The sequence below is a fragment of the Microbulbifer sp. A4B17 genome, from assembly GCF_003076275.1.
GTDB lineage: Bacteria > Pseudomonadota > Gammaproteobacteria > Pseudomonadales > Cellvibrionaceae > Microbulbifer.
On sequence record NZ_CP029064.1, the window covers coordinates 3,415,928 to 3,429,989 of the forward strand.

The following is a 14,062-nucleotide window of genomic DNA, read 5'->3' on the forward strand; positions in this document are numbered from 1 at the left end:
GCCCTGAATAAAAACCCAATTGCTTTTGTATTAGCGGCAGTTTAGTGTTTCGGCCACGAAGAATAGCAAGCGTTTACCCATGTCTCTAAAACTACCTATTGATATTCGAGCAATTAAAGGATTCCTCGCTGCCCATGAAGGGGAAGCTCTCTACCACCTGGCAGCTGAAGCCAGCTCCCTGGGGCCCTGTCTTGAGGTGGGCAGCTACTGCGGTAAATCATCAATTTACCTGGCCAGCGCCTGTAAACTGACCGATAACGTCCTGTTCGCTGTGGACCACCATCGCGGCTCTGAGGAGCACCAGCCCGGAGAGGAGTACCACGATCCCGAGCTGTTTGATGGCCAGGCCAATTTAATGGACAGTTTCCGCACTTTCCGCGCGAATATTCGCGCAGCTGAATTGGATGACTGGGTTGTTCCCGTCGTCGCCCCCTCCGCAACAGCTGCACGCTGCTGGAATACCCCTTTGGGTCTCGTATTTATTGACGGCGGCCACTCTCTGGAAGCAGCCATGACCGATTATCGCAGCTGGTCCCGCCATATCGTGCCCGGCGGCTACCTGGCTATCCACGATATTTTCCCGGACCCCGCCGATGGCGGCCAGGCGCCCTACGATATTTACAAGCTAGCCCTGGCTTCCGCTCAATTCGAGCTTGTCGAAACTGTCGACACCCTGGGAATCCTGCGCCGTATTTGAGGGCAGGCACACCGATGTAAACAAACCGCTCGCTGGCGTTAATCTGGCGAGCGCATCGGCAGCCAGAAGCATGGCTCCAACGGTCCAGGTAGTTTTCTCCTCCGGCCAGATAGCCTCATCCCGATAGACATAACCGGTCCAATAGCCCCCGTCGTTATCCTGCCAGCGGTGCAAGCCTCGATACAAAATTTCCGCCCGCGAACGCTGCCCAGCAGCTATCAGGGACATGGTGAGTTCGCAGGACTCAGCTACCGTCACCCAGGGCTCATCGCTGACGCAGCGACAACCCAAACCGGCCACGACAAACTCATCCCAGCGTTGCTGAAGACGCAGCTGCGCCGCCTCACCAGAAAAAGCACCAGTTAATACTGGATAAAACCAGTCCATTGAAAAGCGCGCCTTGCTTTCCCAGGTGCGATCAAAGCGCTCCGGTTTATTGCGCAGCGCATCGCCCAGAGCTTCCCGGGCAAGTATCCATTGGGGGCGAGCAACCCCTAGCTGGTGGGCAATATTAATTGCGCATTCCAGACTTTTATAAATGGAAGAGCAACCGGTGATCAGGGCGTCTTCCATAGGGGCACCCTCTGAATCTACCGCCCAGTGAATTTCGCCAAATTCCGTTTGCAAGCGTAATACAAACTCGATTGCACGCTCCACCATCGGCCAATAGCGCTGTAAAAACAGTGTATCTCTACTAATCAGAAAGTACTGCCAAATTCCTGTTGCCACATAGGCAACAAAATTGGTTTCACGGCGCTCTCGGTTGTCAATGTCGCCATCTTTATAAGCAGCCCACCAGCTGCCGTCCTCCAACTGTATCTCAGCCAACCAGCAATAAGCGTTGTCAGCGGCACTGAACTCTCCAGCAATAGCGAGTCCCATAGCGGCCTCGACATGATCCCAGGGATCGGCATAACCCCCTTTGAACCAGGGAATTGAGCCATCGGGGAGCTGCTGGGAGAGAATGTAGGCGGCGCTATCCTGGATAAATCCTTCTGGGAACAGGCCTGAAGCTTTTGTCGGCACAGAAACTTTACTCATGCTTCAGCTCCCTCAGGCAGGGAGAGGGGCGTATCTACTCGTTGTGTCGAACCGGCAGGTTTCGCAAAGTAGAGAGCAATGCTTTTTCCCAACAGCGGGTTTAATAGTTTTTCGAGAACCTGTGTAAAGGCCGGCTTCTTCATCAGGTCCCATACCAACAAGCGGTGATAGGCGGAGACCAAACGGGAATTGGGCTTGTCCCAAAACAAGCACTTTAACCACCAGTAAGGTGCATGTAATGCATGGGCCTTATGCCGGGCAAAATAGTGGTGTCCCAGCTTTTCAATATCCTCTCGCAGCTCGCGCTCGCGGAATATTCGGACATGCCCCCCCTCAACCTGATGGTATTCATCGCTGAGTTTCCAGCACACCCACTCGGGAAAGAAGGCCGGTACTGTCGCGGCAAAAATACCGGAGGGTTTTAAAACCCGATCAATCTCAGCCAGGACAGACTTGTAGTCGGGGATATGCTCAAGTACCTCTGAGCAAATAACCACATCAAAACTCCCATCGGCAAATGGTAGTTGCAAGCCATTGGCAACTCCGAACTGCAAGCGACCTTTTGAATGCTCGGGGGAGCGGAAAGGTTCTGCTCGCTCACTGGCAGTGCGCACATCATCAAAACACAGGTCAATGCCGTAAACATCAACCTCATCGGTGATCATCAAATGAATGGAATGGCGCCCTTCGCCGCACCCCAGGTCGAGGACTTTTTGGCCCGGGCGAAGGTTTAAGTGCTGGGGATCTACGGTAATCATTAAGCGGCCTCCGCACTGCGCATATTCGGAGTTTCTATTTCATGATTACTGGGTTGCTCCGCCAGGGAATGTCCGAGAATTTCCCGATAATATTTCACCAAACTCTCTGCAGCAATTTTCCAGGAAAACTTATTCTCAATGCGCTGACGACCTTTCTCGCTGAGCTCTTTGCGCAGCGCTTCACTGGATAAAACCTGGCGCAGAGCATTGGCCAAAGCCTCGTGATTGCCTGCAGGAACCACGATTCCTGCATCCCCAACCACTTCGGGCAATGCACCTCCATCACTGGATACTACTGGGGCACCACATGCCATTGCCTCCCCGGCAGGCAAACCAAAACCTTCGTAGAGCGATGGGCAAACTACTGCTGTAGCCCTGCGGTAATTATCGACCAGTTCTTCGTTAGAGATCCCCGAGACAAACTTAACTTTATCTTGAAGATCCAGATCGTGAAGCAAGCGTTCCGTGGCGCCGCCTTCGCGTAATTTGCCAACCACCAACAACTCTATGTTTTCATATTCCTGTCGCAATTCCGCCAACGCCTGTAATAAAAAGCGCAGACCTTTGAGCGGCTGGTCTGCCGATGCGGTAGTCATAATTCGCAGAGGCAAGCGCTTATTCTCGCCCCCAGGGTTAAATAATTCGGTATCAATACCGTTGTAAATTAGGTGAATCTGTTCGGGAGCTACGCCAAACTGCTCAATGATATCCCGCTCAGATTGCCTGGAAACTGTCACGATATGGCGAAGTTTCCGCGATACCTTGATCTGCATATTCAAAAAATTATGCCAGCGACGTACCAGCAAACGAAAACGCCAATCGGGGGCGGCATCTAATGCCAGTTGACGATCCCGGGTAATGGGGTGATGAATTGTCGCGACAACAGGCAATCCATTTTTCTCGATATCCAGCAAGCCGTAACAGAGTGATTGGTTATCGTGAACAATGTCGTATTGTTTGCCGTGCTTGCGCAGGTATTTATTTACCCGACGGCCAAACGTATAAGGCTCGGCAAAACCGCCGGTAAGCTTACTCCACCATTCAAAAAAATCCGCCCACGACAGCAAGTGACGAGGCTTCAAGGCCCGTGCTGGACGCTCAACTTCATAGAGGTTCAACCCTGGCATTTTGATGAGTTTTACGCGTTCATCGAGTTCTGGGTAGGGCTGGCCAGAAATAACATCCACGGAGTGACCGGCATCAACCAGTGCTTTACTCAGGTAGCGCAGGTAGATGCCCTGACCACCACTGTGTGGATTGCTGCGATACCCCAAAAGGCATATTTTTAGTGGCTGCGTCTCGCCAGCCGTTGGACCGTCTGCACAATTTCCCAAGGCGGTCATAGTTTCCCCATCTGCAATATTCTTATACCCCATAACATTATCCGCTCTCGCACAGACATTCTGCGAATGCCAACGTCTAAGAGACGACCGTCTGGGGTGCCTCGCTGGTAAAGCGGAAGAATACACTGGCGGAGAAATGACTGCTAGGCGGAAGCGGTCCACACTCTTGGTATCCTAGCCCAAGGGTGTGACCGCAAGCCAAAATAGCGACAACACGGCAGAGCGCCTTAACCGATAGACACAAGTTATGATCAGGAGGAATAGGAACAGGAAGGGAAAAAACAGATCGGGAATAAAAAATGCCCGCCAAATGGCGGGCCAGATTTCTCGAACACACTTTCAGGAGGAGAGTTTCAAGCACATTACGCACTTAAATTTAGGTATAGCAGAGGAATTACCTCCTCTGACTCTCCTGTCGTAAAAGCCGTTCACTAAAACGGCAATCGGCGTTAAAGCACACCGCCAATGTTTATACCCGATGCAAATAGCTCTGGTATTCAACATCGGTAACCCGGGCAGCTATCTCCGCCTGCTCCTGTCGTTTCAACAGGGAGAACAATTCCACAAAGCGGGGATCGAGATACTCACGCCACAATGGGCTATTCTCAAATTGCTCCAGAGCACCGCTCCAGGTATTGATGAGTTTCTCACTCTTTACCTGATATGCATCACCTTCCACAGGCGCCGGCGGTTCCATCTGCTTCTCAATGCCATGGCATACGCCAGTGAGAATCGCAGCCAACACCAAGTAGGGATTCACATCCGCCCCAGCAATGCGATGCTCAATACGCCGCGCCACAGGATCACTGGCAGGCACTCGCAAAGTTGTAGTGCGATTATCGTAGCCCCAGCAGAGATTCAGCGGTGCGTGAGAGCTCTCCTGGAAGCGGCGGTAGGAGTTGCTGTGAGGTGCGAAAAACGCCATCGCATCATTGGCAGTAACCAGCATTCCAGCTGCGGCATAACGCAGTAAATCGGAGCCAGTGTCAGAACCGTCGTCAAAAACGTTCTTGCCATTGGCGTCGATCAAACTCATATGCACGTGCATTCCATTACCCGCCTGATCCCCAAAGGGCTTGGCCATGGTACTCACACGGAAGCCGTGACTGCGTGCCACACCTTTGAGCAAGCGTTTAAACAACAATGTTTGATCGGCCACTTTAACGGGGTCGGCACTGTGCAACAGGTTGATTTCAAACTGTCCGGGCGCACATTCAGACAATACCGAATCTGCAGGAATCCCCTGCTCTTCACAGGCAGCCCGCACATCAGCAAAGAAGTGCCGCTGCGCATTGAGTTCAGAAAGATCGTAAACGTCAGTGGACGGTACCAGCTCAGCATCGTTGTCGCTAACCGGGCGCGGGCGCGCCAAGTGATCCACCTCATCACGGAGGAGGTAGAATTCCAGCTCGGTAGCACACACTGCGGTATAACCCAACTTGCCAAGGCGCTCTACCACGCGCTGCAACTGGCTGCGGGGATCGGCGTAGAGAGTGGAACCATCCGCCTCGTGAAGTTGCATGTGCAACTGGCCAGTGGATTCACGATGCCATGGTGCATGGGCAATCGGGGATACGGGCAAACAAACGCCATCGCTGTCTCCACTGGCAAAGACCAGCGGGCTATCTTCAATATCCCGCCCCCAGATATCGAGGCTGACTGCACTGCGCGGCATTTGCAGGCTACCCTTGAGCAATTTCTCGGCAGCTTCTGCCGGCAACCATTTCCCTCGCGGCACACCATTGATATCGAACATAAAGCCTTCAATCCACTTTAAGTCCGGGTGCTCTGCCAGGAATTTTTGCGACCGCGCCAACAGGTCAGGCTGGGCGGTGAATTCTTTTTCTTGAGACATAAGGTGCCTGGGATGATCCAATCCAAACGCAGAGGCAGCCCGGTTCCCCCTCTTCCATTCATACAATGAAAAACGGAATCCCCGACCACCCCTTCAACAGAGTATCTTGCCGCTATGTTACGCCAGTGCTTTAGCAGTGTCGTCCAGGGCGCGGTGTGCTTTTTCTACCAGCTCATCAACCTGCTCAGTGGTCATAATCAGCGGTGGTGCGATAACCATGGCATCGCCAACGGCGCGCATAACCAAACCGTGCTTGATACTCAGGTCACGACATACCGCACCAGCGGTGCAATCATCGTCAAAACGAGCACGGCTGGCCTTATCTTTTACCAGCTCCAAGGCGCCGACCATACCCAGGCTACGGGTTTCACCAACGATCGGATGCTCTGCCAGTTCAGACCAACGCTTGGACAAGTAGGGGCCAGTTACATCGCGAACATTCTCAATAATCTTCTCGTTGCGCAGAATATTGATAGTCGCCAAGCCTGCCATACAGGCAGCCGGGTGCGCAGAATAGGTGTAGCCGTGGGTAAATTCACCGCCTTTGTTTTTAACCACCTCCGCAACACGATCACTCACCATGGTTCCGCCCAAAGGGAAGTAACCGTTGGTTACCGCTTTGGCGAAGGTCATCAGGTCAGGCTTCATACCGTAGTAGTCAGCACCGAACCATTCACCGGTACGACCGAAACCAAATATCACTTCGTCCATTACCAATAGGATGTCGTACTGATCCAATACTCTCTTAACTTCTGGCCAGTAGGTTTCTGGCGGTATAATTACGCCACCAGCACCTTGGATTGGCTCGGCAATAAACGCCGCAACATTGTCTGGGCCCAGCTCCTGGATTTTCTCATCCAGGCTGCGAGCAGCTTGGATACCAAATTCCTCCGGAGACATATCGCCGCCCTCACCGAACCAGTAGGGTTGCTGTACGTACTCAATGTAGTCCAGCGGCTGGAACTGCTTGTGCATACCGCTCATACCACCCAGGCTGGCGCCGGCGATGGTGGAGCCGTGGTAACCGTTCTTGCGGGAAATCACGATGCGCTTCTCGGGCTTATCCTGGATATCCCAGTAGCGACGGATCAGCCGCAGGTTAGTATCGTTGGCCTCTGAACCGGAGCCTGTAAAGAACACATTGTTCATATGCGCCGGGGTCACTTCCGCCAGGGCATCGGCAAGTTCAATCGAAGGCACAGTGGTGCACTGGAAGAAGCTGTTATAGAAAGGCAGTGTATTCAGCTGCTCGTAAATAGCATTGCTGATTTCTTTGCGGCTGTAGCCGAGATTACAGCACCAGAGTCCCGACATTCCGTCGAGCATTTTGTTACCATCAATATCGGTGATATAAGCGCCCTCAGCGCTGGTAATCACACGAGTACCCTGCTTACCGAGATCGTGAAAATCAGTAAACGGGTGTAACAGGTGCTCACGGTCGTGTTGCTGCAGCTCAGTCTTGTTCATATTTCTCTCCTGGCTTTCACAGGCCTTGCTAAGCGCCCACCAATCGGGCTCAAAAGGCCAAATCGTTACCACTAATTTGTGATCACATTCTAGTGGGGCCATCAACAGGAGCGCAAGGTCTATCTGCCCTTGCTAAAAACATAAGGTCGATTTGTACCGTTGCGGGGGAGAAAAAAGTGGGAACTATCTGGTCATAAGTACCTGGATAGCTGGAAATGGCAGAGAGCTGCTACAGCAGCTCCTCTGCGGAGATTGAGCCGAGCCCCTCTTCAATATCCTGCTGAATAGCTTTGCGCACCTTCAGCACGTCGTTGCTGGCAATGGCTTCGAGCAGGTCCTGGTGCCTGTCGGGCAGCTCCTGAACACCGAAACGCTGGAAAACCAGGTGCTGGAGGGGAGCAGTCTGCAGCCACAGACTCTCAATCAGGGACAGGATGATATGGGGTTGCCCCAGACGGTAGAGAGTGAAGTGAAACTCCAGATTGGTGGTTACATAGCGCTCGATATCTTTCTGGACAAGCGCTTCTGTTACGCGCTCATCCAACTCCCGCAATTGCGCTAAATCAGCATCTCCCACCAGTGGCAGGGCCTGTTCCGCGGCCTGGCACTCCAAGGCGACTCGAGCAGCGCAGATCTCTGCCAACTTTTCCGGGGTCATTGTCGGCACCTTGACCCGCCGGGTATCGGACAACTCCAGAGCCCGCTCAGAGGTCAGGCGGCGCAACGCCTCTCGAACCGGCATCGGACTGCAATTGAGATCCGAAGCCAGGCCCCGGATCGTAATCGCCCTGCCCGGCAAAAACTTGCCCCGAAGAATGGCATCACGCACCTGAAAATAAACCCGCTCCTGGGTTGTACGGTACTCTTCCTGTGGACTGTTAAATTCCTGCACCATACTTAAGCGGCCCTGACCTGCTCCAACATGTGGGGCACATCCTCGGCACCCACCTCAATTAAATGCTCCACCGCCTGACCACTTTGCCAGATCTCATAAAAATCATCTGCAACCCTCCGGCTGAGGTCGACCACCCGCCCCCAGTACTTCAAACGGTCTTCACGATCGAGCTTGTAGAAATCATTGCGGTCCGGGATTTTGCCATAGGGCAAGGAGGCAACGAATTTGGGCGAAGGAGCCACAACCAGAGTGGATTGCATGGCATCTCCGCGAACCCGTCGCCAGGAAAGCCCTTTATCAAACCAGCCAGGCACCATATAAGGGAAAAAGTGCGGGTAAAGCACTAATCCCTGGGGATGACGGAAGCGCAAATCAAAGTGGTAGTCGGTGATACCACCATCTCGATAATTGCCTTCGGGGGCCCCCTTGGGTGTCTGCACCCCTGTCATCACCAGAGGGATACAGCCACTGGCCAACACTGCAGCACAGGTATTCTGCTCCGTTAGCGGAATGTTTTCGGTACTCAAGTTTTGGAAATGAATACCCGCTGACTTTTGCGAATGAAAAACCATCCGCTCCCAAAAAGCGCTCAGGCTATTGCGGGATACGGCATTTGCCATTGCTGAGGCAAGTAGTGCCGGTGCCAGCAACGCCTTATTTTCACTGGCCAGAGGTCCCCTGCCCCTGACCGCCACAAAATGGCTGTGCCAGATAGGGTTTTCCACTACCTCGCGAGCGCCATCAGTCCCCAATACCGCCTGCAGCATCTTGCGACCACCGGCGGTAATTTCCTCGGGAGAGGGCTTTTCGGAATAAGTCTGGTAAATGTAGTGATGCTCTAATCGCTCAAGTGCTGACAGTGGCTCTGCCATTGCGTAACACATATTGCGAAAACTGCCGATAGATGAACCCAGGGTGACGATTGGTTCGTTCCGTTCCTTGAAGAACTCCCCCATCAACACACGATCCAATTGGCTAATCACCAGCCACTTGGGGCCACCGGAAGCGCCGACCAGCGTTGAGAACTGTCTCTGGGACAGCCCCTCTTCACGTATGCGCCGCGCAGCCGTCTCTCCGGCCAGTAGAATACAACTGGTATTTTTCACTCACTTTCTCTTTTTCTTGGCCGTCAGAACTTATCTCAGGCTGCAACTATCCCGGACTACCACTCACCCTGGTTTTCCATAGACATCCAGGGCTCCTGAGGAGGGAGCGGCTCTCCACTTTGCAGCAACTCAATGGAAATCCCATCCGGAGAGCGAAGAAATGCCATATGACCGTCTCTCGGAGGCCTGTTGATAATCACTCCCTGATCCATCATTCGTTGGCAGGCCGCATAAATATCATTCACCCGATAAGCCAGGTGACCAAAATTTCGCCCGCCAGTGTAACTTTCCGGATCCCAATTGTAAGTGAGTTCCAGTGTCGGAGCCTTGTTCTCCCTGGCTGCTTCAAGGTCCTCGGGTGCTGCAAGGTATACCAGGGTGAAACGCCCTTTATCGTAATCATTTCGATTAACAACCTGCAGGCCCAACTTTTCACAGTAAAACGCCAAAGATTCATCCAGATTGGTTACGCGAACCATGGTGTGTAAGTACTTCACCCTCTACTCCTTCTTGTTGCCAAGCTCTACAATCAGCCCATAACAAATAAATCGGCTTTTTAAAGCTAAACGCATATGTATAAAAAATTCTATCGCGAGTTCCTCCAGGCGCCCAGTGGCAGCCCCTCTTCAATGCTGCACATGGCCTGTCACTCCCATCACTACTGGCCCGATGTTACCCTGGATGCAGTGCAGCAGTACTGGCGTGATGCAGCTCTGCTGGCCGATGAAAAATGGGGACCAATTTTTGAGGAGAAGATACCCTCATGGCAAGCGGTGATCGCAAAATCCCTCAACTTGCCCAGGGCAGATTTGATCGCAATCGCTCCAAACACCCATGAATTAGTGTACCGACTGCTGAGTTCATTCGATCCCAACAAGCCACTGCGAATCCTCACTACGGATGGTGAGTTCTATAGTTTTACCCGCCAACTACAGCGGCTGGAAGAACTTCCCCAAGTGGAGGTAACGAGGATTGCCAAGGAGCCCTTTGCCACACTGGCAGAGCGGTTCGAAACCGAACTGCACAGAAATGAATACCAGCTGGCCTATGCCAGCCTGGTATTTTTTGATTCCGGCGTGGTATTTCCCCAACTGCTGGACATCGCTGCACAAAAGCCGCAAGACACCCAGTTCGTAATCGATGGATATCACGGATTCTTCGCCCGCCCGATCAATCTTTCAACCGTTGCCGACAAGATTTTTTTTACAGCAGGATCTTACAAGTATCTCGGCGCCGGCGAAGGCCTGTGCTTTATGACTATTCCCGAGAACTGCACAATGCGGCCACTTAATACAGGCTGGTTCGCAGAAATGGCGGAGCTGGAAAATCGCTCGGGGAAAGTCGGCTATAGCGATAATTGGCTGCGCTTTGCAGGTGCGACCATGGATTATTCAACGCTCTATAAAGCCCTGGCTATTTTTGATTTATTCCATCGCGAAGGTATTACCATAGAGAAAATACACCGCTATGTTCTCGATGCGCAAACCCGCTTCTTGGACAGTATGGACAAATCAGACCATCCCATCTTGAATCGCAGTAACTTGATTTATCACGATCTGGAACAAGGTCACGGCCACTTTTTCACATTTGACTGTTCTCAGCCCGAAATCTCACAAAGGGTTCAGGAAGAGCTCAAGGCTCGAGCCGTTCTGTGTGACCGCCGACAACAGTTTCTCAGGCTGGGATTCGCCATCTATCACGATAAAGATGAAACTTATCAGCAAGTATTTAACTCTTAAGGGCTTTAAAGCTAAGAGAGCAGTGTAATTTATACAGCCACTGTTAGGGCATGTTTTACGTAGACAAGGCACAATAGCTCAGCAGCGGTTCAGATTCCATTTATAAAATAATGGCGTCATTTTCTTCGCAACAACCAGCACTCAATGGATAAGGAAGCGTTATGAAAGCAGTAAAAATTTCAATTATTTGCCTACTCGCCCTACTCGCCACCGCCTGTGGCAGCGAACACGCATCGGAAGACCGGGGGACCATGGTATCCATCGCTGCTCGGGGAGAAGCCAGCCAAGTTCCCGATATCGCAAAAATTTCTGTAGGTGTGGTAACCGAATCAGAAGACAGCAAGCAGGCAATGCGCGATAACGCCAACCAAATGGAGTCTTTGATGGATGCGATCAAGAAGTCAGGTATCAATAAAAAAGATATCCAAACCACCGGCGTCAACCTTTCTCCACGATACCAATACCAACAGAACAAGAGACCCCGAATTACCGGTTACACCGCAAGAAACACCGTAAGCGTAAAAATTCGTAAATTGGATGAACTCGGCAAGGTCTTGGACAACCTCACTGCGGCAGGTGCCAACCAGATCAACGGACCGAGCTTTGAAATTGGTGAGCCCGCCCCAGTTCAAGCTGAAGCGCGAGAGAAAGCCCTCAAGGACGCTCATGAGCGTGCAGAAATGTATGCCAAGGCGCTGGGTACAAAAGTACACCGAATTGTCAGCATTTCAGAAACTGGCAGTGGCGGTATGCCTCGCCCAATGTACCGCGCCGAAATGGCAACGATGAAAGACAGCGCTTCCACCCCCATCTCACCGGGAGAAACAACTCTCACTGTAAATCTGGATCTGGTTTACGAGCTTGAGGACTAATACGCTTTTTTTGTAGTAGCTCCCCACTTACCAAAAGGGGAAAGAAGAGAAACCAATGCGCTCGGGACCTTATAGGGCTTGGATTCCACTTACGAGCCTGCAGGGGTGTATTCACATCGCGTATCGAGTGCGGTGTATTCTTTCTGCAACAACGGTCTCTTCAGCAGTGAAACAGCAAGAACGCCCCGCTGTTTCACTGCCTCTCCTCTGTAGCAGCTAGCCGCTAATCTCTTGCTCCAGAAACACTTCATCCTGAAGCTCGCTGGGCTCTTTGTAAATCACGCCTTCTTTCATAACAAACAGAACCCGCTGCATTTCCGAAATATCTTCCAGAGGGTTGCCGGCCACGGCGATAATATCGGCTATCTTCCCCTCACTGATGCTGCCAAGTTCATCCTGCATCTGTAACAATTGAGCGGCATTCCAAGTAGCTGAGCGCAGAGCATCTGCCGGGCTCATTCCACCCTGAACCATCAATAAAAACTCACGGGCATTATCGCCATGGCGGGTGACGCCAGTGTCAGTTCCAAATGCAATCTTCACCCCACGCTTGTGAGCACGACTAAAAGTATCCTGCATCAAAGGGCCCATAGTCGCGGCCTTTGGGCGCACCAGGTCCGGCAGAAAGCCTTCAATCGCCGATTTTTCTGTCACCCACTCACCAGCCATTAGAGTCGGCACAAACCAGGTATTGTTGCGACGCATAAGGTCCATCACTTCATTATCCATATAGGTGCCGTGTTCAATGGAATCCACTCCAGCACGAATTGCACGGATCATTCCCTCTTTACCGTGGGCATGCACCGCTACCGTGAAACCATAGTCCCTCGCAGCCTCGACAATTGCCTCCAGTTCATCTTGCATAAATTGCGGATTTTGACCGCTCTTAGCCACACTCAAAACTCCGCCAGTCGCGGTTATCTTGATCAGGTCTGCGCCGTCTTTATAACGCTGGCGAATTGCTTTCCGTGCGCTGATCGGTCCATCAATGACTCCATCGACGGGCCCCGGATCCCCCATCAAATCCTGTCTGAGCCCATTGGTAGGATCGGCATGCCCGCCGGTGGTTGCGATTGTCTTGCCCGCCGTATAAATACGCGGGCCTTCAACCAATCCATTATTAATCGCTCTGCGTAAGCTCACAGTCACATTGTCGTGATCACCGAGATTTCGAATCGTGGTAAATCCAGCCTGCAAAGTGCGGCGAGCAGCGTCAACGCCGCGCAAAGTAAAATCTGCAGGATTCCAACTGAACGACTCCATGTAAGCACGCGGACCAAACTCGTAAGTGAGATGGCTGTGCATATCCATCAAACCCGGCAATACCGTATATTCTCGCAAGTCGATCAAGCGCTCCCGATCGTGCTTGGCAAATCCCTTCTGCACCGAATCAACCCGACCATCGACAATATGAATGGTGCGATCTTCCAATAATTTTCCATTACTGCTATCAAACAATTTACCGGCGTAAATGGCGATACTCTCGGCGCTCGCCTGAAAACTGAAAAGTCCGGCAAATACCGACAAAGCGACGGCAGCAGCACGGTTGACAAAGTAGCTTCGGTTGGTCTTTGTTGTCATTGTCGTCCCCAGTAGATCTCTTTTAGATTCACAACGTCCTTTACCAAGATCGCACAATCTACGCAATTACCCAGGCGAGAGGAAGCCTCTATGAAAATCTATGAATTCGCAACAGCGCCAAATTGTCGACGTGTTCGCATGTTTATGGCGGAAAAGGGGTTAGACGCAGAATATGTCGGAGTAGATATTACTAAAGGGGAAAATCTTAGCTCAGAATTTCGCAGCAAAGATATTAACAAAAAAGTACCTGTGATGGAGTTGGATGACGGCACTTACATCGCTGAATCAGTGGCCATCCAGCGTTACTTTGAGGAGCTACATCCAGAGCCACCACTCTTCGGCCGCAGCCCCAAAGAAAAAGCACTGGTGGAAATGTGGAATCGCCGTGCCGACTTCAATCTTATGTTTCCTGTCGGGATGTGTTTCCAGCACGTTTCCGGCTTCTTTAAGGACCGCATGAATGTCTACCCTGACTTCGGTGAGGACTCAGGTAAGCGAGCTCTTAAGTTTATGGACGCTCTCGACAATCACTTTTCCGATCACGAATATTTGGTTGGTGATTACTTTTCAGTAGCAGATATCAGCATGGTTTGCAGCCTGGATTTCGGCAAAGTGCAAAATCTGCGGCCAGATCCATCAAAGCACTCTCACCTTATCCGCTGGCGTGAGCAGCTGAAAGAGCGCCCCAGCTTTAAAGCTTGATTCCCG

13 protein-coding genes are annotated in these 14,062 nt (G+C 51.9%); 4 read left to right on the forward strand and 9 right to left on the reverse strand.

Annotation, left to right across the window (positions count from 1 at the left end; all coding sequences use genetic code 11):
* Nucleotides 1–79 precede the first annotated feature (79 nt).
* Nucleotides 80–697, forward strand: coding sequence for a class I SAM-dependent methyltransferase (locus tag BTJ40_RS15100; RefSeq protein ID WP_108733871.1), 618 nt, complete (start codon nt 80–82; stop codon nt 695–697).
* On the opposite strand, the gene BTJ40_RS15105 is transcribed toward BTJ40_RS15100, so the two are convergent.
* The 8 genes from BTJ40_RS15105 to BTJ40_RS15140 form a co-directional block, all read right to left on the reverse strand.
* Nucleotides 626–1,738 carry a prenyltransferase/squalene oxidase repeat-containing protein gene (locus BTJ40_RS15105; protein ID WP_108733872.1) on the reverse strand — a complete coding sequence of 371 codons (1,113 nt, stop codon included), beginning with the start codon at nt 1,736–1,738 and terminating at the stop codon, nt 626–628. The genes BTJ40_RS15100 and BTJ40_RS15105 overlap by 72 nt on opposite strands.
* A complete protein-coding gene (locus BTJ40_RS15110; RefSeq protein WP_108733873.1) occupies nt 1,735–2,496 on the reverse strand; it encodes a class I SAM-dependent methyltransferase in 762 nt (253 codons plus the stop codon). Before BTJ40_RS15110 ends, BTJ40_RS15105 begins: the two co-directional genes overlap by 4 nt.
* Nucleotides 2,496–3,839: a glycosyltransferase family 4 protein gene (locus BTJ40_RS15115; protein WP_108735286.1), complete on the reverse strand. Its 1,344-nt coding sequence runs from the start codon at nt 3,837–3,839 to the stop codon at nt 2,496–2,498. The genes BTJ40_RS15110 and BTJ40_RS15115 overlap by 1 nt, the downstream gene beginning before the upstream one ends.
* A gap of 469 nt (nt 3,840–4,308) precedes the next feature.
* Nucleotides 4,309–5,694 carry a glutamine synthetase family protein gene (locus tag BTJ40_RS15120; protein ID WP_108733874.1) on the reverse strand — a complete coding sequence of 462 codons (1,386 nt, stop codon included), beginning with the start codon at nt 5,692–5,694 and terminating at the stop codon, nt 4,309–4,311.
* Nucleotides 5,695–5,811: 117 nt separating this feature from the next.
* Entirely contained in the window at nt 5,812–7,161 is a 1,350-nt protein-coding gene (locus BTJ40_RS15125; RefSeq protein ID WP_108733875.1) for an aspartate aminotransferase family protein, read from the reverse strand.
* Between the two features lie 229 nt (nt 7,162–7,390).
* On the reverse strand, nt 7,391–8,056 hold the full coding sequence (locus BTJ40_RS15130) for a GntR family transcriptional regulator (RefSeq protein ID WP_108733876.1): 666 nt from the start codon (nt 8,054–8,056) through the stop codon (nt 7,391–7,393).
* A gap of 2 nt (nt 8,057–8,058) precedes the next feature.
* Complete coding sequence (locus tag BTJ40_RS15135; RefSeq protein ID WP_108733877.1) at nt 8,059–9,162, reverse strand: hypothetical protein; 1,104 nt, start codon at nt 9,160–9,162, stop codon at nt 8,059–8,061.
* A 56-nt stretch (nt 9,163–9,218) separates the two neighbouring features.
* Nucleotides 9,219–9,659, reverse strand: a complete 441-nt coding sequence (locus BTJ40_RS15140) for a VOC family protein (RefSeq protein WP_108733878.1) — start codon at nt 9,657–9,659, stop codon at nt 9,219–9,221.
* Between the two features lie 75 nt (nt 9,660–9,734).
* Here BTJ40_RS15140 and BTJ40_RS15145 point away from each other — a divergent pair, with 75 nt between their 5' ends.
* Nucleotides 9,735–10,901: an aminotransferase class V-fold PLP-dependent enzyme gene (locus BTJ40_RS15145; protein ID WP_108733879.1), complete on the forward strand. Its 1,167-nt coding sequence runs from the start codon at nt 9,735–9,737 to the stop codon at nt 10,899–10,901.
* A 161-nt stretch (nt 10,902–11,062) separates the two neighbouring features.
* Nucleotides 11,063–11,773: an SIMPL domain-containing protein gene (locus tag BTJ40_RS15150; RefSeq protein ID WP_108733880.1), complete on the forward strand. Its 711-nt coding sequence runs from the start codon at nt 11,063–11,065 to the stop codon at nt 11,771–11,773.
* 216 nt (nt 11,774–11,989) lie between these two features.
* On the opposite strand, the gene BTJ40_RS15155 is transcribed toward BTJ40_RS15150, so the two are convergent.
* Nucleotides 11,990–13,354 carry an amidohydrolase family protein gene (locus BTJ40_RS15155; protein ID WP_108733881.1) on the reverse strand — a complete coding sequence of 455 codons (1,365 nt, stop codon included), beginning with the start codon at nt 13,352–13,354 and terminating at the stop codon, nt 11,990–11,992.
* Between the two features lie 90 nt (nt 13,355–13,444).
* Here BTJ40_RS15155 and BTJ40_RS15160 point away from each other — a divergent pair, with 90 nt between their 5' ends.
* Nucleotides 13,445–14,056 (forward strand): glutathione S-transferase family protein, encoded by a 612-nt coding sequence (locus BTJ40_RS15160; RefSeq protein WP_108733882.1) that lies wholly within the window; start codon nt 13,445–13,447, stop codon nt 14,054–14,056.
* The last annotated feature ends 6 nt before the right edge of the window (nt 14,057–14,062 follow it).